The organism is Streptomyces sp. LUP47B (genome assembly GCF_001746295.1).
Lineage (GTDB): Bacteria > Actinomycetota > Actinomycetes > Streptomycetales > Streptomycetaceae > Streptomyces.
On record NZ_MJAH01000009.1, the window covers coordinates 286,158 to 304,592 of the forward strand.

22 protein-coding genes are annotated in these 18,435 nt (G+C 68.9%); 10 read left to right on the plus strand and 12 right to left on the minus strand.

Annotated features, from left to right (window positions below):
• Window positions 1–27: 27 nt before the first annotated feature.
• The 3 genes from BFN33_RS27590 to BFN33_RS27600 are packed head-to-tail and all read left to right on the plus strand — an operon-like array spanning window position 28 to window position 2,671.
• Window positions 28–1,368 carry a UDP-glucose/GDP-mannose dehydrogenase family protein gene (locus BFN33_RS27590; RefSeq protein WP_069762828.1) on the plus strand — a complete coding sequence of 447 codons (1,341 nt, stop codon included), beginning with the start codon at window positions 28–30 and terminating at the stop codon, window positions 1,366–1,368.
• Window positions 1,365–2,126: a polyprenol monophosphomannose synthase gene (locus tag BFN33_RS27595; protein ID WP_069762829.1), complete on the plus strand. Its 762-nt coding sequence runs from the start codon at window positions 1,365–1,367 to the stop codon at window positions 2,124–2,126. The genes BFN33_RS27590 and BFN33_RS27595 overlap by 4 nt, the downstream gene beginning before the upstream one ends.
• Before the next feature lie 8 nt (window positions 2,127–2,134).
• Window positions 2,135–2,671 (plus strand): GtrA family protein, encoded by a 537-nt coding sequence (locus BFN33_RS27600; RefSeq protein ID WP_079141035.1) that lies wholly within the window; start codon window positions 2,135–2,137, stop codon window positions 2,669–2,671.
• A 34-nt stretch (window positions 2,672–2,705) separates the two neighbouring features.
• Here BFN33_RS27600 and BFN33_RS27605 read toward each other — a convergent pair whose 3' ends face one another.
• The gene (locus tag BFN33_RS27605; RefSeq protein WP_069762830.1) at window positions 2,706–3,596 is read right to left on the minus strand and encodes a hypothetical protein; all 891 of its coding nucleotides are present in this window, start codon (window positions 3,594–3,596) and stop codon (window positions 2,706–2,708) included.
• A 339-nt stretch (window positions 3,597–3,935) separates the two neighbouring features.
• On the opposite strand from BFN33_RS27605, the gene rplM reads away from it, so the two are divergent.
• The 3 genes from rplM to glmM all read left to right on the plus strand — a co-directional run bounded on the left by rplM (window position 3,936) and on the right by glmM (window position 6,499).
• A complete protein-coding gene (rplM, locus tag BFN33_RS27610) occupies window positions 3,936–4,379 on the plus strand; it encodes a 50S ribosomal protein L13 (protein ID WP_062047669.1) in 444 nt (147 codons plus the stop codon).
• Between the two features lie 42 nt (window positions 4,380–4,421).
• Complete coding sequence (gene rpsI / locus BFN33_RS27615; protein ID WP_062047667.1) at window positions 4,422–4,949, plus strand: 30S ribosomal protein S9; 528 nt, start codon at window positions 4,422–4,424, stop codon at window positions 4,947–4,949.
• 191 nt (window positions 4,950–5,140) lie between these two features.
• Entirely contained in the window at window positions 5,141–6,499 is a 1,359-nt protein-coding gene (glmM, locus tag BFN33_RS27620; protein WP_069762831.1) for a phosphoglucosamine mutase, read from the plus strand.
• A gap of 83 nt (window positions 6,500–6,582) precedes the next feature.
• On the opposite strand, the gene BFN33_RS27625 is transcribed toward glmM, so the two are convergent.
• The 4 genes from BFN33_RS27625 to BFN33_RS27640 all read right to left on the minus strand — a co-directional run bounded on the left by BFN33_RS27625 (window position 6,583) and on the right by BFN33_RS27640 (window position 10,027).
• A complete protein-coding gene (locus tag BFN33_RS27625) occupies window positions 6,583–7,503 on the minus strand; it encodes a DUF389 domain-containing protein (RefSeq protein WP_069762832.1) in 921 nt (306 codons plus the stop codon).
• Between the two features lie 26 nt (window positions 7,504–7,529).
• The gene (gene coaA, locus BFN33_RS27630; RefSeq protein ID WP_167363041.1) at window positions 7,530–8,498 is read right to left on the minus strand and encodes a type I pantothenate kinase; all 969 of its coding nucleotides are present in this window, start codon (window positions 8,496–8,498) and stop codon (window positions 7,530–7,532) included.
• Between the two features lie 82 nt (window positions 8,499–8,580).
• Window positions 8,581–9,528 carry a CbrC family protein gene (locus BFN33_RS27635; protein WP_256122885.1) on the minus strand — a complete coding sequence of 316 codons (948 nt, stop codon included), beginning with the start codon at window positions 9,526–9,528 and terminating at the stop codon, window positions 8,581–8,583.
• A 76-nt stretch (window positions 9,529–9,604) separates the two neighbouring features.
• A complete protein-coding gene (locus BFN33_RS27640; RefSeq protein ID WP_069762833.1) occupies window positions 9,605–10,027 on the minus strand; it encodes a hypothetical protein in 423 nt (140 codons plus the stop codon).
• A 289-nt stretch (window positions 10,028–10,316) separates the two neighbouring features.
• Between BFN33_RS27640 and glmS the strand changes: the two genes are divergently transcribed.
• Entirely contained in the window at window positions 10,317–12,164 is a 1,848-nt protein-coding gene (gene glmS, locus BFN33_RS27645) for a glutamine--fructose-6-phosphate transaminase (isomerizing) (RefSeq protein WP_079141036.1), read from the plus strand.
• Here glmS and BFN33_RS27650 read toward each other — a convergent pair whose 3' ends face one another.
• From BFN33_RS27650 to BFN33_RS27670, 5 genes are all read right to left on the minus strand, one after another.
• Window positions 12,165–12,671, minus strand: a complete 507-nt coding sequence (locus BFN33_RS27650) for a hypothetical protein (RefSeq protein ID WP_069762834.1) — start codon at window positions 12,669–12,671, stop codon at window positions 12,165–12,167. It abuts the gene before it with no gap.
• A 71-nt stretch (window positions 12,672–12,742) separates the two neighbouring features.
• Window positions 12,743–14,377 (minus strand): IS200/IS605 family element transposase accessory protein TnpB, encoded by a 1,635-nt coding sequence (locus BFN33_RS27655; protein WP_069762835.1) that lies wholly within the window; start codon window positions 14,375–14,377, stop codon window positions 12,743–12,745.
• A 220-nt stretch (window positions 14,378–14,597) separates the two neighbouring features.
• Complete coding sequence (locus BFN33_RS27660) at window positions 14,598–14,870, minus strand: hypothetical protein (protein ID WP_256122886.1); 273 nt, start codon at window positions 14,868–14,870, stop codon at window positions 14,598–14,600.
• 64 nt (window positions 14,871–14,934) lie between these two features.
• Window positions 14,935–15,123, minus strand: coding sequence for a DUF397 domain-containing protein (locus BFN33_RS27665; protein WP_069762837.1), 189 nt, complete (start codon window positions 15,121–15,123; stop codon window positions 14,935–14,937).
• A 7-nt stretch (window positions 15,124–15,130) separates the two neighbouring features.
• Entirely contained in the window at window positions 15,131–15,964 is an 834-nt protein-coding gene (locus tag BFN33_RS27670) for a helix-turn-helix transcriptional regulator (RefSeq protein WP_069762838.1), read from the minus strand.
• Window positions 15,965–16,138: 174 nt separating this feature from the next.
• Between BFN33_RS27670 and BFN33_RS27675 the strand changes: the two genes are divergently transcribed.
• Window positions 16,139–16,540, plus strand: coding sequence for an ATP-binding protein (locus tag BFN33_RS27675; RefSeq protein ID WP_069762839.1), 402 nt, complete (start codon window positions 16,139–16,141; stop codon window positions 16,538–16,540).
• Window positions 16,541–16,549: 9 nt separating this feature from the next.
• Here the strand turns inward: BFN33_RS27675 and BFN33_RS27680 are convergent, their stop codons facing one another.
• Window positions 16,550–17,173, minus strand: coding sequence for a histidine phosphatase family protein (locus tag BFN33_RS27680; protein ID WP_069762840.1), 624 nt, complete (start codon window positions 17,171–17,173; stop codon window positions 16,550–16,552).
• 13 nt (window positions 17,174–17,186) lie between these two features.
• Here BFN33_RS27680 and BFN33_RS27685 point away from each other — a divergent pair, with 13 nt between their 5' ends.
• Window positions 17,187–17,537 (plus strand): hypothetical protein, encoded by a 351-nt coding sequence (locus BFN33_RS27685; RefSeq protein WP_256122887.1) that lies wholly within the window; start codon window positions 17,187–17,189, stop codon window positions 17,535–17,537.
• 30 nt (window positions 17,538–17,567) lie between these two features.
• Window positions 17,568–17,939, plus strand: coding sequence for a holo-ACP synthase (locus BFN33_RS27690; RefSeq protein WP_057607882.1), 372 nt, complete (start codon window positions 17,568–17,570; stop codon window positions 17,937–17,939).
• Window positions 17,940–18,006: 67 nt separating this feature from the next.
• Here BFN33_RS27690 and BFN33_RS27695 read toward each other — a convergent pair whose 3' ends face one another.
• A complete protein-coding gene (locus BFN33_RS27695; RefSeq protein WP_069762842.1) occupies window positions 18,007–18,297 on the minus strand; it encodes a hypothetical protein in 291 nt (96 codons plus the stop codon).
• Window positions 18,298–18,435 lie beyond the last annotated feature (138 nt).

Sequence of the window (18,435 nt, forward strand, 5' to 3'; positions counted from 1 at the left end):
CAACGGAGTTGTGAAGGAGGCCGCTGGATGCGGCTCACAGTCATCGGTACCGGCTATCTCGGTGCCACCCATGCCGCCTGCATGGCGGAGCTCGGACACGAGGTGCTCGGGGTCGACGTGGACCCCGACAAGATCGCAGCGCTGCGGGCCGGCCAGGTGCCGTTCCACGAGCCGGGTCTGCCCGAGCTGATCCAGAAACACACGGCGAGCGGGCGGCTCCGCTTCACCACCGACTACGCGGAGGCCGGGACCTTCGGCGAGGTGCACTTCGTGTGCGTCGGCACCCCGCAGCGCAAGGGGTCCGAGGGCGCCGACCTGACCTATGTCGATGCCGCCTTCGCGGCGATCGCCGCGCACGCGGCGGAGGGCTCGCTGCTGGTCGGCAAGTCGACCGTGCCGGTGGGCACGGCCGAGCGGCTGGCCTCCCTGTTCGAAGGCGCCGAGGTCGCCTGGAACCCGGAGTTCCTGCGGGAGGGCTTCGCCATCGAGGACACGCTGCGTCCGGACCGGCTGGTGTTCGGCGTGCGGTCTTCACATGCGGAAACGACCCTCCGTAAGGTGTACGCCCCGGTTCTCGACGCGGGCACTCCCGTCGTCACCGCAGACTTCCCGACCGCCGAACTGGTCAAGACGGCTGCCAACGCCTTCCTCGCCACCAAGATCTCCTTCATCAACGCGATGGCCGAGGTCTGCGAGGCCGCGGGCGGCGACGTCGGCGTCCTCGCCGAGGCGATCGGGTACGACGACCGGATCGGGAAGAAGTTCCTGCGCGCCGGTGTCGGCTTCGGCGGCGGCTGTCTGCCCAAGGACATCCGCGCCTTCGCGCACCGCGCCGATGAGCTGGACGTCTCGCTGGCGTTCCTGCGCGAGGTCGACGCGATCAACATGCGCCGCCGCGACAAGGTCGTCGCCCTGGCGCGGGAGCTGTGCGGGGGTGCGGTCCTGGGGGCCCGTATCGCCGTACTGGGAGCGGCCTTCAAGCCCGACTCCGACGACATCCGTGACTCGCCCGCACTGAACGTGGCCGCCCGGCTGCGTCTGGACGGCGCCGATGTCACGGTCTACGACCCCGAGGCGCTGGACAACGCCCGCAAGGCGTACCCGCTTCTCGGTTACGCGATATCGGCCGAGGAAGCCCTGCGGGGAGCCGACCTCGTGCTGCATCTGACCGAGTGGCCGCAGTTCCGGGAGATCGATCCGGAGCGGGCCGCGCGACTGGTGGCCCGCCCACGGATCGTGGACGGCCGGGGGGCGCTCGACGGGGAGCGTTGGGCCGCGGCGGGCTGGCACTTCCGGGCGTTGGGCAGACCCGCGCCCGCTGGGGAGAGGCCCCTGAGGGGTCTCTTGGGAGGGAAGAGAACGACATGACGAGCCTCGACAGATACCCGGGTGTACCGGTTACCGTCGTGATGCCGACGTACAACGAAGCGCCGAACCTGCCCCGTATGGCAGAGCTGGTCCTCGGCCTGCCGATCGACGGGCTGCATCTGAAGATCGTCGACGACTCCAGCCCGGACGGTACCGGGCAGATCGCCGAGGAGCTCGCCGAGAAGCACAACTGGGACGGGCGGCGCCGGATGAGCGTGCTGCACCGGACCGAGAAGGACGGGCTCGGGCGCGCCTACGTCGCCGGCATGAGCGCCGCTCTGGACGAGGGTGCCGAGTACGTCGTCCAGATGGACGCCGACGGCAGCCACCCGGTGGAAGCGGTCCCACGCATGCTCGGTACGGCCATGGCGTCCGGGGTCGGCCTGGTCGTCGGCAGCCGGTACGTGGAGGGCGGCTCGCTGGACGAGGAGTGGGGCAGGCACCGCGTCCTGCTGTCGCGATTCGCCAACCGGTACGCCCGGACCGTGCTCGGCACCAAGATCCGGGACATCACCGCGGGCTTCAACCTGTGGTCGGCGGCCACCCTGCGGGACATCGACCTCGCGACCCTGGACAGCGCCGGCTACAGCTTCCAGGTCGAGCTGAAGTTCAAGGCCGTCCGGGCCGGGCACAGCGCCGTGGAGATCCCGATCCGCTTCGAGGAGCGCACCGAGGGCGTCTCCAAGATGAACCTCTCGACGCAGATCGAGTCGGCGGTGATGCCGGTACGGCTGCGACTGCGCAACCGACGGGGCTGAGCGCGACGGTGAGCAGCGGACGTCACGCGCTTCCCTCCCGGTGGGGGAGGCTGTACCGCGAGATCGCGAAGTTCGGCATGGTGGGGGCCTCGGGCTTCGTCGTCAATCTCGCGGTCTTCAACCTCGTCAGGACCGTCACGGACTGGCAGACCGTCCGGGCGAGCGTCCTGGCCACGGTCGTCGCCATTCTCAGCAACTATCTCGGGCTGCGGTACTTCGCGTACCGCAACCAGGAGCAGGCGGACCGCAACAGCCGCAGGAAGGAGCTGACCCTCTTCCTGTTCTTCAGCGCGATCGGCCTGGTCATAGAGAACTCGGTGCTCTACGTGACCACCTACGGGTTCGGCTGGGACGGCACGCTCGCCACCAACGTCAGCAAGTTCCTCGGCATCGGCGTGGCGACCCTGTTCCGCTTCTGGTCCTACCGCACCTGGGTCTTCAGGACGGCCGGGAGCCGGGAGACGGCCGGCAGCCTGCCGGAACCCGTCGTGCCGTATCCCGAGCCCGTCCTGAGCGGCTCCAGCGGCTCCTGGGAGCGGACCTGAACGAACCTGACCCGGCGCGCCTCGGCGCGCCGGGTCATTCGCTCGCAGCCGTGGACGCCTGAGCCTCGCCGCGGCGGTGGATCTGGCGGAAGGTGAACTCGGCCAGGTTGTCGCCGATGCCGAAGACCGCGGTGTCCTTCTCCGTGACGTTCTTGCCGCTGGCGAAGCCGGCGATGGTGAAGTACGCGTAGCGGCCGTAGGAGTTCGAGGTCGTGCGGCAGATCGCGGAGTTGCAGAAGGCCTTGACCGCTCCGCCGGACAGCGACTTGACGATGTCCTTCTTGGTGTTGACCTGGCTCTTCGCCTTCGCCGCCTGGGCCTCGGTGTCGAAGACGGCCACGCCGACCGTCACCGAGACGCCGTCCTTGGTGTAGCTGACCCGCATGAACTGGGTGCAGCTGTTGGCCTTCAGGACCTTTCCGAGGCTGGGCTGGACCGTGTCACCGGCGGCGCAGTTCTTCGTGTCGGCCGTCGTCCCCTTCTTGTACACGGTCGACCCCATGGTCAGCTGGGTGCCCGGGAAGAGGATCTGCGCGCTGAGCGGGGCCGTGTCCTTGGCCTTGCTGGCGATGAAGTCCTTCGGGTCCAGCGGCGGCGGGGCGCTGGTCGGCGCGAACGACGGCGTGGTCCCGGTCGCGCTCGGGATGTCGGCCGTCGCCGGCAGCGACGAGGTCGGCTTGTTCGCCTCGTCGTCGCCGTTCGCCGATACGACGGCCATGGCCACGGCGGTGCCTATCGCGACCGTGGCGACCGCGCCCCCGACGATGAAGAACAGCCGACGGCGCCTGTTGCGGATCTCGGACGCCTCGGCGAGCGCGGCCCAGTCCGGAGTCTGCTCGCCCCCGTCGCTGCCCCATGGCTGCTGCGACTGCGGTTTCCAGGGATCCCACTGGGACGGGGGTCCCCCCTGCTGCCCAAAGCTCATGGGGCGCATCTTAGACGGGGGACGGGAGGTGCTGGTGTGCCTCTCGCAGGGCTCCCGGGGACCATTCCGGCAGGGGTGTACATCTCGGTCCCCGAGGTGCTGTGATGCGTGCCGCGGCGGACTCGTTTTGACCCGTCCGGGGCTGCGCGGGTAACCTTGCGGTTTGTTATGCGTATCGGCTTGGTCGTTCTCACGCGAGAGGCCCTTACGTAGGTTCCCTGGAGCAGTTACCAGTGGGCGGCATACGGGCAGCGTCCCCGGCACTGTCGTCCCCAGCTGCACGATCGCTTCAGTGATGCCATGTGTCAGCACCCATCCACTGAAGAAGAAGGCTGCGAAGTGCGTACGTACAGCCCCAAGCCCGGCGATGTGACTCGCCAGTGGCACGTCATTGACGCTCAGGACATCGTCCTGGGCCGTCTGGCTACCACCGCTGCGAACCTCCTCCGTGGCAAGCACAAGCCGACCTATGCCCCGCACATGGACATGGGCGACTTCGTCATCATCATCAACGCCGACAAGGTTCACCTGTCCGGCAACAAGAAGACCCAGAAGCTGGCGTACCGCCACTCCGGCTACCCGGGTGGTCTGCGCTCCGTCCGCTACGACGAGCTGCTGGCGAAGAACCCCGAGAAGGCCGTCGAGAAGGCCATCAAGGGCATGATCCCCAAGAACTCCCTGGGCCGTCAGATGCTCACCAAGCTGAAGGTCTACTCGGGCGACCAGCACCCGCACGCTGCACAGCAGCCGGTGCCGTTCGAGATCACCCAGGTCGCGCAGTAGTTCCGGCCACCCCCTAAGACAGAAAAGAATCTGAGGAGCATCGTGGCCGAGACCACTGTTGAGCAGCCGGTCGAAGAGACCGAGACCGAGCTCGTCGACATCGACAGCTACACCACCGAGTCCGAGGTCCCCGTCGAGGGTGAGTACACCTCGGAGTCGCTTGCCGGCCGCTTCGGCGACCCGCAGCCGGCCGCCGGCCTGGGCCGTCGCAAGAACGCCATCGCCCGCGTCCGGATCGTCCCGGGCACCGGCAAGTGGAAGATCAACGGTCGCACCCTTGAGGACTACTTCCCCAACAAGGTGCACCAGCAGGAAGTCAACGAGCCCTTCAAGGTGCTCGAGCTTGAGGGCCGCTACGACATCATCGCCCGCATCGCGGGTGGCGGCGTCTCCGGCCAGGCCGGTGCGCTCCGTCTCGGTGTCGCCCGCGCGCTGAACGAGGCCGACGTGGACAACAACCGCGGCGCCCTCAAGAAGGCCGGCTTCCTCCGTCGCGACGACCGTGCGGTCGAGCGCAAGAAGGCCGGTCTCAAGAAGGCCCGTAAGGCCCCGCAGTACAGCAAGCGTTAATCTTCGCTGCCTGTTCTGCTTCGTACCTGCTCGTTCCTGCGAGTCAGCAGTACGTACGTTCGCCCCGGCGGCACGCCACAGTGCCGCCGGGGCGTTCGTTTATCACTACCTTGGGCGTATAACGACACAAGACGCTCAAAGGCTCATGTGATCGGATGATCTCCGTGACTGACGCTTCCTCAGGAGGACAAGTGGGACGACTCTTCGGCACGGACGGCGTGCGCGGTGTCGCCAACGCGGATCTGACGGCCGAGCTGGCGCTCGGTCTGTCGGTCGCGGCGGCGCATGTGCTGGCCGAGGCGGGCACGTTCCAGGGCCACCGGCCGACGGCCGTGGTCGGACGGGACCCGCGCGCGTCCGGGGAGTTCCTGGAGGCCGCCGTGGTCGCGGGCCTCGCGAGCGCCGGCGTGGACGTGCTGAGGGTCGGTGTGCTGCCCACCCCCGCGGTGGCGTATCTCACGGGCGTGCTCGGCGCCGACCTCGGCGTCATGCTCTCCGCCAGCCACAACGCCATGCCCGACAACGGCATCAAGTTCCTCGCGCGCGGAGGGCACAAGCTCGATGACGAGCTGGAGGAGCGGATCGAGGCCGTCTACGAGGAGCACAAGGGCGGTGAGCCCTGGGAGCGGCCGACCGGCGGCGGTGTCGGCCGGGTCCGTGAGTACACCGAGGGCTTCGACAAGTACGTCGCCCATCTGATCGCCGTTCTGCCGAACCGGCTCGACGGGCTGAAGATCGTCCTCGACGAGGCGCACGGCGCTGCCTCCTGGGTGTCGCCGGAGGCGTTCTCGCGCGCCGGTGCCGAGGTGATCACCATCGGTGCCCAGCCCGACGGCCTCAACATCAACGACGGTTGCGGCTCCACGCATCTCGGACTGCTGAAGGCCGCCGTCGTCGAGCACGGCGCGGATTTCGGCGTCGCGCACGACGGGGACGCGGACCGGTGCCTCGCCGTCGACCACACCGGTGAGGAGGTGGACGGCGACCAGATCATGGCCGTGCTCGCGCTCGCGATGAGGGATCGACAGGCGCTGCGGTCCGACACCGTCGTCGCGACGGTCATGTCGAACCTGGGGTTCAAACTGGCGCTGGAGCGCGAGGGGCTCCGGCTCGTCCAGACCGCCGTGGGGGACCGGTATGTGCTCGAGGAGATGAAGGAGCACGGGTACGCCCTCGGGGGAGAGCAGTCCGGGCACGTCATCATTCTGGATCACGCCACGACCGGGGACGGGACGCTGACCGGGCTGATGCTGGCGGCTCGCGTCGCGGAGAGCGGGCGATCGCTGAAGGAGCTGGCTTCCGTGATGGAGCGGCTGCCGCAGGTGCTGATCAATGTGCCCGACGTGGACCGGTCGAAGGTTTCGACGTCCGGGGAGCTGGCGGCGGCGGTGGCTGAGGCCGAGCGTGAACTGGGCGCCACCGGACGGGTGTTGTTGCGGCCGTCGGGGACCGAGCCGCTGGTGCGGGTGATGGTCGAGGCGGCGGACATCGATCAGGCTCGGACGGTTGCGGGGCGGCTTGCCGATGCGGTGAAGTCCGCGCTGGGGTGAAGTCGGCGTTGGGGTGAAGTCGGCGTTGGGGTGAAGTCGGCGTTGGGGTGAAAGTCGGCGCTGGGGTGTTGTTCCCCGCGCTTTCAGGGGCGCTTTCGCCAGAACCACTTCTGGAAGAGCAGGGTGAGGGTGCCCGCCAGGACGATGCCCAGGAGGTTCAGCAGGAGCTGTTCTGTTGAACCCCAGGCCTGCTGGTACTCGTTGTAGCTGAAGGCGACCGCGGCGTTGGCGGCTGCCGGGACCGTGGTCACCGAGATGGCGACGCCCACCAGGGCACCCGACTTGGCCGAGGTCAGGGACAGCGTGCCCGCGCAGCCGGCGAGGACGGCCACGACGAAGGAGAACCAGTCGGGGCGGTAGATGAAGTTGGTGTTGGGGCGCAGGGCGTCCAACTGCTCGTCGCTGAACAGGCTCACGGAGTCCATGAAGTAGCTGAAGCCGACGGTGACGAGCATCGCCACCGCGAAGCCCACCAGGATGGCGTTCAGCGAGCGCAGCGCCAGGCGGGGATGGCGCTGGACGATCGCCGTACTGAAGGCCGCCAGGGGGCCGAACTCCGGGCCCACCGCCATCGCGCCCACGATCAGGATCGCGTTGTCCAGCACGACACCGCAGGCCGCGATCATCGTGGCCAGGGTGATGAACGCGAGATAGGTGACGGAGAGGGTCGACTCCTCGTGCGTCGCGTCCGTCAGTTGCTCCCACAGGACCGCGTCCACACCTTCGCCGGGTGCGTCGTCCTCGGCCTTGTCGGCGCGCTCGGAGAGCGACAGGTCGATGTTTTCGACGGCGATGGAGCCTGTCTTGTCGAGATCCAACTTCCGCAGCTCACCGATGAGTTCGTCGCCCGCCTCGCGGGCCACGTCGCACGTCACGACGTCGCCGGCGGGGCTGCGGGCGGCGCCCGGCATCACGACGAGGTGCGTGGCGCCGACCGTCTTCTCGATCAGGCGGACCACGTCGTCGGTCTTCTCGGCCGGGGTGATCAGGCGCAGGTGCAGCATGGCGCCTATTTAACAGGCGCGGGTTTCTAGAGCTTGCGGAGGCTGAGCTTGCGCACCTTGTGGTCCTGGCCCTTGCGGATGACGAGGGTGGCGCGGCCGCGGGTGGGGGCGATGTTCTCCACCAGGTTGGGCTTGTTGATGGTGCGCCAGAGGGTGCGGGCGTAGTCGACCGCCTCCTCCTCCGAGACCTGGGTGTACTTCCTGAAGTACGAGTCGGGGTTCTGGAAGGCGGTCCGGCGGAGCTTCTTGAACCGGCTGAGATACCAGCGCTCGATGTCCTCGGCGCTCGCGTCGACGTACACGCTGAAGTCGAAGTAGTCGGCGAGACCGACGCGGGTGCGGCCGTCCGTGCCGGGCAGAGCGGGCTGCAGGACGTTGAGGCCCTCGACGATCAGGATGTCGGGGCGGCGGACGGTGAGCCGCTGGTCCGGGACGATGTCGTAGATCAGGTGGGAGTAGACGGGGGCGGTGACCTCGTCCTTGCCCGCCTTGATGTCGGCGACGAAACGGGTCAGCGCCCGACGGTCGTACGACTCCGGGAAGCCCTTGCGCGACATGAGCCCGCGGGCTTCCAGCTCCCTGGTCGGCAGCAGGAAACCGTCGGTGGTCACCAGCTCCACACGCGGGTGCTCGGGCCAGCGGGAGAGCAGGGCCTGGAGGAGACGGGCGACGGTGGACTTCCCGACGGCGACCGAACCCGCGACCCCTATGACGAACGGGGTGCCCGATTGAGAGCCCTGTTCGCCCAGGAAGGTGTTCAGGGCGCCTCGGAGGCCGTCCGTGGCGCCGACGTAGAGGTTGAGGAGCCGGGAGAGCGGGAGGTAGATGTCCCGCACCTCGTCGAGGTCGATGACGTCACCGAGGCCGCGCAGCTTCTCGACCTCTTCGGCGTTCAGCGGGAGCGGCGTCTTCTCGCGCAGCGCGCTCCACTCGGCGCGGGTGAGGTCGACGTAAGGAGTCGCCTCCGGCTTGTGCCGGTGGGCGCTCCGGGGCATCGGGGAGACCGGAGAGATCACAGTCCATTGTTAACGGAGTTTGAACGGGGTGGGGGGTGGGGTGGGTCACGTCGGGCCCGGTTCACGTGAAGTCCGCGTAGGCGAGGTGGGTCGCGCAGGCCCGGCAGCGGAAGAGGTACGCGGTGGGCTGGTCGTCCTTGTCGAGCGAACCGAGGAATTCCTCGACCTCGTCCGGCGGCCAGGTCCACTCGGCGCATCGGCGGCGGAGGTCGTCGACGGCGTCCGGGTACCTCTCGAGCTCCTTCGCCCCGGCGAGGCCGAGGAACTCGGCGCCGTCGCCGCAGTGCGTGAGCCAGGTCGGGGACTGCCAGGCGACGAACCCGGGGGTGCGCCTGAGGATGGCCGTCACGACGTCTTTCGGTACGTCCCCCTCGATGCCGTCGGTGAAGGTGGCGTCGTAGCGCTCGGCGGCCTTGCCGAAGGCGATGCAGTACGGGCAGATGCCGCTGTCCGGGGCGTCGGCGGCGTGGACGGGGCCGGTGTACACCCAGCCGCGTTCCTGTCCGCAGCACACGCAGGGGGCGTCGGAGGGGGTGACGGAGCCGGTGGCGACCGGGTTCGGGTGGTACGGGAATTGGGGAAGGGCGGGGCGTTGGCGGGGCTCCGGCTGCGGGGAGATCAGGAGCTGGATCGCGCTGCCGGTGAGAGCGGCGGGCGCCAGCACGATCGCTTCCGCGCGGAGGGTCTTCGGGAGGTGTCTCCGGTCGGCCTGGTTCGTGAGGATCACCGGGCACTCGAGGGGCAGGACGGCGGCACCGGTGCGGCGGGCGAGTTCCGCTACGCGGTCCAGGATCCGCCCGGGAGAGAAGCGGTTGAACGTGAGGCCGAGGGCGTCGCCGTAGACCTCGGATTCGCCGCCGTCCTCGGCTTCAAGGTCCCAGGAGTCCGGGAGGCCGGTGGGTGGCATGCCGCCGACGGTGACGGGGCCGAGGACGTCGCGTATCGCGGTCTCGTCCATGGGGGCGGGTTGTCCGCCGGCGAAGCGGCAGAGGTACAAGCTGTAACTCACTTGGCTCCTACGAATGGGGCAGGCTCCGCCGAAGCCGGTGACAGCTTGGATTCGGCGGGGCCTGTGCAGCGGCTGATCAGAGCCGGAAGCCCTTTACCTGGATCATGCTCCCGTGCCCGTGCCGGTCCGGTTCCGCGACCTCGAATCCCGCCGAGGCCAAGAATTCCGACAGGGCGGCCCGCATGTGCCGGAGCACGCTGTTGTAGTGACGGACGACCGGAGGCGGGTCGGCGTAGTCGATTCCCTGCGCGAAGAGATCGAGGGCCGTCTCCCTCAGCTCCGCGTCCGTCGTCCAGTTCACATACACCCCGCCTTCGACGAACGGCGCGACATGCACACGTGCCCCAGGTTTCCTTTCCGCGCCGTCGTCGAGGTCGCCGCGGTGCACCGGGAGCCCGGTCCGGGCCAGTTCCCGGCACACCTCGTCAGCCAGCGCGTCACGCTCGGCGACGACTTCCGGGGAGGCCTTGGGGGGCAGGTCGAATTCGGGTTCAGTCATGTGCCACTTGTTCCTCGGTTCGCTGGTCGTTCGTCGCGAGGCCTGTCAGGCGTCGTCCGCCGCCCGCCGGACGTACTGGTCGAGCAGTTCCCGCGCCGCGTCCGCGAAGTCGGGGCGGTACGGGTGTCGTCAAGCGCAGGTACTTTAGGCAGAGGTCCTGGGAGGGGGGCCGGCAAGGGCTTTCCGCTGCGCGGCGTGGCGAGTTGCTCGGTTCCGCCCCCGCCGCAATATCCGGAATCGGGCACGAAGTGCCGTGTTTCGACGCCTCATGGCCCCTAGGCTGCCGCGCATGTGCGGAATCGTGGGATACGTGGGGTCGCAGTCGGCGCTCGATGTCGTGATGGCCGGACTGAAGCGACTGGAGTACCGGGGGTACGACTCGGCAGGTGTCGCCGTGCTCGCGGACGGCGGGCTGGCGGCGGCCAAGAAGGCCGGGAAGCTGGTCAATCTGGAGAAGGAGCTGGTGGAACGGCCGTTGCCGACAGGGCTCACCGGTATCGGGCACACACGCTGGGCCACGCACGGCGGGCCGACCGACGCCAACGCGCACCCTCATCTGGACAACGCCGGCCGGGTGTCGGTCGTCCACAACGGCATCATCGAGAACTTCGCCGCGCTGCGGACCGAGTTGGAGGAGCGGGGGCACACGCTCGCCTCCGAGACCGACACCGAGGTCGTCGCGCACCTGCTCGCCGAGGAGTTCTCGGTGACGGCCGACCTCGCGGAGGCGATGCGGCTGGTGTGCCGGCGGCTGGAGGGGGCGTTCACGCTGGTGGCCGTACACGCCGATGAACCGGACGTCGTCGTGGGCGCCCGGCGGAACTCGCCGCTGGTGGTCGGCGTCGGCGAGGGCGAGGCGTTTCTGGCGTCCGATGTGGCGGCCTTCATCTCCCACACCCGCTCCGCGATCGAGCTGGGCCAGGACCAGGTCGTCGAACTGCGGCGCGACGGCGTGACGGTGACGGGCTTCGACGGCCGCCCCGCCGACGCTCAGCCGTACCACGTCGACTGGGACGCCTCCGCCGCGGAGAAGGGCGGCTACGACTACTTCATGCTCAAGGAGATCGCCGAGCAGCCCAAGGCGGTCGCCGACACGCTGCTCGGTCGTATCGACGCGGCCGGGTCCCTGAGGCTGGACGAGGTCCGGATCTCCGCCGCCGAGCTGCGGGAGGTCGACAAGGTCGTCATCGTGGCCTGCGGTACGGCCTTTCACGCGGGGATGATCGCCAAGTACGCCATCGAGCACTGGACCCGTATCCCCTGCGAGGTAGAGCTGGCGAGCGAGTTCCGCTACCGGGACCCGATCCTGGGCCCGCGGTCCCTCGTGATCGCCATCTCCCAGTCCGGGGAGACCATGGACACGCTCATGGCGCTGCGGCACGCCCGCGAGCAGGGTTCCAAGGTCCTGGCGATCTGCAACACCAACGGTTCGACGATCCCCCGGGAGTCGGACGCGGTGCTGTACACACATGCGGGGCCCGAGGTCGCCGTAGCGTCGACGAAGGCGTTTCTGACGCAGCTCGTGGCGTGTTACCTGGTGGCGCTGTACCTGGGGCAGGTGCGCGGGACCAAGTGGGGTGACGAGATCTCCGCCGTCGTCCGGGACCTGTCGCACATCTCCGGTGAGGTCGAGCGCGTGCTGGAGACGATGAAGCCGGTGCGGGCGCTGGCGCGGTCGCTGGCCGACAAGAAGACCGTGCTGTTCCTCGGGCGGCACGTCGGGTATCCCGTCGCGCTGGAGGGCGCGCTGAAGCTCAAGGAACTCGCCTACATGCACGCCGAGGGCTTCGCGGCGGGGGAGCTGAAGCACGGGCCCATCGCGCTCATTGAGGAGGACCTGCCGGTCGTGGTGGTCGTGCCCTCGCCCCGGGGGCGGTCGGTGATCCACGACAAGATCGTGTCCAACATCCAGGAGATCAGGGCCCGGGGAGCGCGGACGATCGTGATCGCGGAGGAGGGGGACGAGGCGGTGGTGCCGTACGCCGATCACCTGATCCGGATTCCGGCCACGCCGACCCTGCTGCAGCCGCTGGTGGCGACCGTGCCGCTGCAGGTGTTCGCGTGTGAGCTGGCCACGGCCCGCGGCAACGAGGTGGACCAGCCGAGGAACCTGGCGAAGTCGGTCACGGTGGAGTAGTCACGGTGGAGTAGTCGGCTGCCCGGTCCGGTACAGGTTGCGGGCGGCGTGGAGCAGCCAGAACTCCAGCGCGAACCCGGGGATCGCGGCGAATCCGATAGAGGGTTCGTGGATTCCGTTGACGACGAGGGTGACGAGGAGCACGGGCCACAGCGTGGCCAGCGCGGTCACGAAGACGAAGTGGCCCGACACCCGCCCGGACGCCCCCTCGCGTTCGGTGCGCCTGGACTCGTCCGCCGGGGTCCACGGGGCGGGGGCCGTCCGTTCGCGCGGCTGAGGGATCTCCTCGGCCGGGCGGGCCGGAAGGGGTACGACCGCGGCGGCGGGAACGGCCTTGTCCAGTACGGCGATCCGCTCGGCCGTGACTTCCCCGTACAGGGTCGGCTCCACGGCCACCCCGAAGCCGTCGAGGCCGGTCAGACACCGGGCCCCGTCGGGTCGGGTGGTCATCGCGGCACAGGCGTCGTACCGCACGGTGACCAGGCCGCCCGGCGTCGACAGCGTCACGCCCGCCTCCCCGATGATCAGCGTGACGTCGTCGTCCTCCAGGGACGGATGCAGGGTGCCGGAGACCGTTCCTAAAGACTGAGTGGGAGTGAGTCCTGTTGCCAGGACTCGTGCTCAGCCGGGTGTCCCGAACGGTGTTGGGCACCCTGGTCGCCCGCTTTCGCTCCACGGCCCGGCGGCGCGCATCCGGTGCGCGGTCCGGGAACGTGGGGGCGGGTTTCCTCACGCCGACGAATCTCCGGTCGGGCCTGGACGATCCGATGCCCCGCACCATCACTCCGGTGATGCGGGGGCGGTGTCGTCCGTCGCCGGATCGGGTGGCCGAGGGCGCGTCGCCCGATCGCGATGCTTGCCGCATCGTGCCGGGAAATCGTGCGGGTAGGGGTGGTGAGCGGTTTTTGCCAGTGCTGGGCGCCCCAGCGGCTGGTGTAGGCGGGGTCGACCGCGACGACGGCGATGTCCTGTTCGGCGGCCATCGACACCAGCCGGGCTTTGAGCTTCGCGGTGGGGAAGCGGGAGATGAGGCGGCGGAAACGCTTGTTGCGGCCGTGCTTCTCGCGGCTGGTGCCGTCGCTGAAGTCGAGGTCCTCAATCGCGATCGCGGCGGCCCCGCAGCGCCGGGCGTGGTGCAGCAGCCGGGTCAGGGCGTGCCGGATCTGCGCGTTCCGGTGCTGGGCGGTGCCGGTGAGGTCGTAGAAGAAGCGCTGCGGTTCGCCGACGGGGTTGCCGTGTACATCCAGGTGCCAGGCGGCGAGGTGGTCGTCGTTCATGTCCACCCCCACCACGCCCCGCGCCAGCGCCGCCTGAAGCGGCAGGACGGGAGCGGCTGCGCGCTGCCAGGAGGCGGTGACATACCAGCGGCCGCGCATCACATCGTGGTGGATGCGGTAGGCCACCGCCCGGTTCGCGGTGACCCGGTCACACCACTCCTGACTCCGGTGCCGAAAGGCCACAGTCGCATCCAGCAGATACCGGCCGTGCGGGGCGTTGGCCAGGCGGGCCAGCGGAGCCGGGAGCTTGAGCGATAACTGGCCGGTGTCGGTGACGCGGATCGTCTCGTTGCCGAAGCGTTTGCCCGTCTCCCCGTCGGCGGCCAGGAACATCCGCTCCGACCGCCACCGCTCCCGCCACGCCTGCTCATCCAGTCCGGCCGCTTGCAGGTGGTGGCGGGTGTTCGCGAGGCGTTTGCCGCCGCGCACCACCCGCACCCGGCCCGCAGCCCGGTCCGCCTCCACCACCGCGAGCCGGTCCTTGAGCGTCTGCAGACGGCGGGACTTGGCATGCCACTCACCGCGCGAGCCGTACCCGCGCACCAGCCCTTCCCGCTTGTCCGCCTTGGCACCGAGCGGCCGGGCCAGCCGCGCCTCGATGGACGCGATATGCCCCCGCAGCCGGGCCATGTGGGCGGCCTGCCCGCGCCGGGCCAGCGCCCACTGATCATGGGTGGCCTTGGTGATACTGCCCGCCCACCGAGCCGACGACCTCCCCGTCAGCGACCTTTTGCGCACCGCCCACGAGGCCGCATCATGACCCAGCCCCTGCCGGGAGCGCTCCGCGAGATCCCCGGCCGCCAGCGACCCCAAGTAGACGCCGACCTCGGTGAGCACCGCCGCGTCCGCCTCAGATACTCGCAGCCGGTCCCGGATCGCCACCCCGGCGGGGCCGGGCACCACGAACGACGCCTCCACCTCCCTCAGTGTGCCCACTCGTACACCTCCGCCCTGCGGAAGATCCCCGTCCACGCCAGTCAACGAGCAGCATCCGCAAAGGTCACTCATTCGACCCGCGAACTCGCGTTCCCTCCCGAACCGCAGGCAGCACACCCACATCAGCAGAGCCTCCTGTCGCGCAAGAGCCTCCTGTCGCGCAGATGAACCACCGCATCCAGTACAGGCGCTCACCCGCGATCACCAGAAGTCACTCCTGCTAAGTCCAGCGGCAGCAGTTCCCAACCCCGGACGGCGAGAATCGGAGGCCGGCGTGAGGCCCGCCCAGTCGGCGCCTCTCGGTCCGCTCGACACCGGCGAGGAGCGCTGCCGCGAAGGAGACGTCTTCGGCGGAGGGGATCTTCTCGAAGAAGGCCCGCGTGGCTTCCCAGTCTCCGTCCCAGGCGGCGGTGCGCAGCGGGGCGAGTTCGGGCACCGCGTCGAACGGGTCGGTCACCGGTGGTCTGGCCCCGCCGACAGCACTTTCGCCCATACGACGGTCCCCCTGGCCGAGTCGACGCGGTGCTGCGCAGGCTAGCAGGAGGGGTTACGCGGGGTTACTTAGATTCGGGGCCCGTCTTGAGGGCGTTGAGGAAGGCCGTGAAGGTGGGGGTGGGGAGGGTGAGGGTGGCTCGGGTGGGGGCTTTGGAGTCGCGGATGGATGTGTGGGTCGGGGAGTTGGCTATCTCGACGCATTCGTTGCCGTCGCCCTCGCCCGAGTATGAGGACTTCTGCCAGTGGTCCATGGAGGGCTCACAGCTCCTTTGCCAGTCTGTGGATGAAGTCGCGGGACTCGTTCGGTTCGAGTGATACGGCCTCCACCATATGGAAGCGAGTTCGGTAAATGTTGAGTTGCGCCTCGGAGTCGATGAGGACCGAGCCATGAGGCGCGTCTCGTACCACGGTGTCCAGCTTGGGCAGAGGGCCACCTGCGTACGTCATCGTGCTGGAAGCGGCAAAGTCGTCCAGATCGAACGGAATGGCTCGCAAGGTGACGTGCTCTGCTTCGGAGAGCTCAAGGAGCCGTGCGAGCTGGGCCTTTGAGGTGGCACGATCTTTGACCCTGATGCGAAGCGCCGCCTCATGGACCAGTGCCTGGTAGGGGATGGCGATCTTCTGGCGCGCCTTGCGGTGCTGGATGCGCAGCTCAAGCTCTTCATGAGGGAGTTCGGGCAGCCTGGACGAGAAGACGGCGCGGGCGTAGCCCTCCGTCTGCAACAGGCCCGGCACATACAGGACGGCTACGTGGTGCAGGAACCGGGCATGGTGCTCCAGCTCCGACAAGTCGAGGAAGGGCGTGGGCAGCAGGCCCCGGTACTCCTCCCACCAGCCACGTGTCCGGTCGGTGGCCATGGAGATCAGGGCTTCGATGAACTCCTGGTCGGTGCAGGCGTAGTGGGAGGCGAGGCGGCGCACCCGCTGCTCGCTCACGCCGGTGATGCCGGATTCGATGTGGGTGATCTGAACCCGGTTCACCCCTAGCAGTGCCGCGGCCTCGATGGTGGTCAGCCCCGCAGCTTCACGGAGCCTTCGGAGTTCGACTCCCAGGCGCATCTGACGTGCGGTTGGTTCGCGCCTCTGGACCATCTACTGCTCCTCGTTCGGGGTCGGATTACGCGATCACCTTGCTCCGACATACATGTTACCCCTACTGTCGGTGACGCAACGAACACCCTGCGGAAGCGCACCGCTCCGCCCTGCCATGGCGATCGCGGCACTGCCACCGCAGCCAATCCCCCTCCAAGTGAACGGAGTTGACGCATGCCCGAAAAAGAACCCTGGGAGTACACCCTGTACATCCCGAACGACCTCCGCGCCGTCACCGTCGCCCGCCGCACCCTCCGCCTGATCCTCACGATGCACGGCTTGATCCGCCTGACCGACACCGCAGAGCTCCTCGCGGCCGAGCTGGTCTCGAACGCCGTACGCCATACGAAGGGGCCGGCCGCGCTGCGGGTGCGCTGGTCGGCGGGGGTGCTGCGGATCGGGGCGTGGGACGCGGACCCCGAACCTCCTGAGCCGCCAGGCGAGTTGGGGGCGCTGGAGGAGGAGGGCAGGGGGCTGGCGCTGGTGCGGGCCTGCGCGGATCTGTGGGGATGGCAGCCGTTGGCCAGACACGGCAACCGGGGGAAGTACGTGTGGTGCGAGCTGGCGGCGGCCTGACGGGCGCGGTCAGATGTGGGCCTCGGGAGGGAAACCGGTCCAGCGCAGTTCGGCGGGCAGGTGCCGCATGTCGTTGGAGACGAGGACGGAGGCCGCTCGGCCGGGCGCGTAACGGATGACGGTGAGCGCCGCGTTCGCGTGGTTGAGGCCGAGCCAGCGCCACTTCGGGGCGTGCATGGCGTCCCGGACGAGCCAGGCGACGAGGAAGTTGTGGGTGACGACCAGTTCGTGCCGGTTCGCTTCGCCGTCCACCGGTCCGGTGAACAGGTCGAGTGCCTGGAGGGCCAGCGCGGCGCCCTGCTCCCGCTCGTCGTCGGTGGTGTCGGCGAGGAAGCGGAGGTATAAGTCGGCTGATTCGGGCGGGAGTTCATCGCGCTCGGGTACGTAGGGCACGTAATCGCCCGCGACTTCCGAGTCGAGCAGGGGGACGTTCCTCCGTTGGCCGTGGATCAGGCGAGCGGTCTGTGCCGCCCGCGGCAGCGGACCGTGGTGAATGGCCGTGAAGGGGATGTCCTGGAGCCGTCGGCCGAGCAATGTGGCCTGCTGCCGGCCGACCTGCGTCAACCCGCTCTCGTCCGGCAACGCCTCGCCGTGCCGGGCGAGGTAGAGGTAACGGGTGGCTGTGCCGGTCATCGCAGGCTCCTCTGTGAGCGATCTCCTCAACACAGGGCTCCTGGAAGTCACCCTGGGCAAGACCCCAGCCGGAGAGAAATGGAATCGGATCATGTCGTTCGTCAGCTACTTCCCCGGCCGGGGAACCGTTCGTGAGACGGCCTACCTGGAAGGCAAGACGGAAGGAAGGACGGAAGGCGAGGCCAAAGGGATCCTCTCCGTGCTGGAGGTACGCGGCATCCCCGTGACCGACAGTGTGCGTGAGCGCATCATCAGCTGCACCGATCTCGATCGCATGGACACCTGGCTGGAGCGTTCCCGCACGGTCGAGCGGGCCGAGGACCTGTTCGACGAAGAGGGAAGCGCCGACAAGCCGATCGCGTGACCGGCGCCGGGCGGATCGTAAAGTGCCCGGATGAGCATCATCGGTGTCGGTATCGACGTGGCGGAGATCGACCGGTTCGCGGCCTCCCTGGAGCGGACGCCCGGTCTGGCCCAACGGCTCTTCCGGGACGACGAGTTGCTGCTGCCCGGCGGGGAGCGGCGGGGTGTCGCCTCGCTGGCGGCGCGGTTCGCCGCCAAGGAGGCCCTGGCGAAGGCGCTCGGAGCCCCCGCGGGCCTGCACTGGACGGACGCCGAGGTCTACGTCGAGGACAGCGGGCAGCCCCGGCTGCGGGTGACCGGGACCGTCGCGGCGCGGGCGGCGGAACTCGGGGTGCGGTCCTGGCACGTGTCGCTCAGTCATGACGCGGGGGTGGCGTCGGCGGTGGTGATCGCGGAGGGGTGACGAACGGGCGTGGGGCGGCGGGCGTTTGCTCAGGCCGGATTGTCGTGGCGGGCGCGGGCGCCTGTGTTCACGCGGCCTGGTCCCACTCGGCGTAGACCTCCTCGTTGGTCTGGGGGTCGTCGTCACCGCCGCTGAGGACGTACTTCTCGCGGGCTCGCAGCACGGCCCAGAGCAGGGCGGAGGCGACCGTGATGTACCAGGGCAGCGGCCACAGGGGCTGCCACCAGGAGGCGCGCGGGGCGACGGTGAGGTCGACGGCGGCCGTGGCCATGCCGGCGCCCAGGCTCCAGCACAGCAGGCGCCCGGCCCAGCGGACGGCCAGGGCAAGGGACCAGACGGATCTGTCCGGATCGGTCATCGCGGGAAGGTCCTCCACGGGATGGGCGACGCCCGCGGATGCGGCAGCGCTCGCCGAACGGCCTCAGTGTGCGTTTTGTGAAGGGCCGTGCACAGGGGGGTTCTGTGACAGACGGGATATCTGAGTCACCTTCAGGTT

What these genes read in the sequence shown, in the direction of transcription:
- BFN33_RS27640 (WP_069762833.1), bottom strand. Translation starts at nt 10,027, where the DNA reads ATGACTGAACCCGAATTCGACCTGCCCCCCAAGGCCTCCCCGGAAGTC.
- BFN33_RS27670 (WP_069762838.1), bottom strand. Translation starts at nt 15,964, where the DNA reads ATGGTCCAGAGGCGCGAACCAACCGCACGTCAGATGCGCCTGGGAGTC.
- BFN33_RS27675 (WP_069762839.1), top strand. Translation starts at nt 16,139, where the DNA reads ATGCCCGAAAAAGAACCCTGGGAGTACACCCTGTACATCCCGAACGAC.
- BFN33_RS27690 (WP_057607882.1), top strand. Translation starts at nt 17,568, where the DNA reads ATGAGCATCATCGGTGTCGGTATCGACGTGGCGGAGATCGACCGGTTC.
- BFN33_RS27665 (WP_069762837.1), bottom strand. Translation starts at nt 15,123, where the DNA reads ATGGACCACTGGCAGAAGTCCTCATACTCGGGCGAGGGCGACGGCAAC.
- BFN33_RS27680 (WP_069762840.1), bottom strand. Translation starts at nt 17,173, where the DNA reads ATGACCGGCACAGCCACCCGTTACCTCTACCTCGCCCGGCACGGCGAG.
- BFN33_RS27605 (WP_069762830.1), bottom strand. Translation starts at nt 3,596, where the DNA reads ATGAGCTTTGGGCAGCAGGGGGGACCCCCGTCCCAGTGGGATCCCTGG.
- coaA (WP_167363041.1), bottom strand. Translation starts at nt 8,498, where the DNA reads ATGCCCCGGAGCGCCCACCGGCACAAGCCGGAGGCGACTCCTTACGTC.
- BFN33_RS27695 (WP_069762842.1), bottom strand. Translation starts at nt 18,297, where the DNA reads ATGACCGATCCGGACAGATCCGTCTGGTCCCTTGCCCTGGCCGTCCGC.
- glmS (WP_079141036.1), top strand. Translation starts at nt 10,317, where the DNA reads ATGTGCGGAATCGTGGGATACGTGGGGTCGCAGTCGGCGCTCGATGTC.
- BFN33_RS27625 (WP_069762832.1), bottom strand. Translation starts at nt 7,503, where the DNA reads ATGCTGCACCTGCGCCTGATCACCCCGGCCGAGAAGACCGACGACGTG.
- BFN33_RS27590 (WP_069762828.1), top strand. Translation starts at nt 28, where the DNA reads ATGCGGCTCACAGTCATCGGTACCGGCTATCTCGGTGCCACCCATGCC.
- BFN33_RS27660 (WP_256122886.1), bottom strand. Translation starts at nt 14,870, where the DNA reads ATGGGCGAAAGTGCTGTCGGCGGGGCCAGACCACCGGTGACCGACCCG.
- BFN33_RS27595 (WP_069762829.1), top strand. Translation starts at nt 1,365, where the DNA reads ATGACGAGCCTCGACAGATACCCGGGTGTACCGGTTACCGTCGTGATG.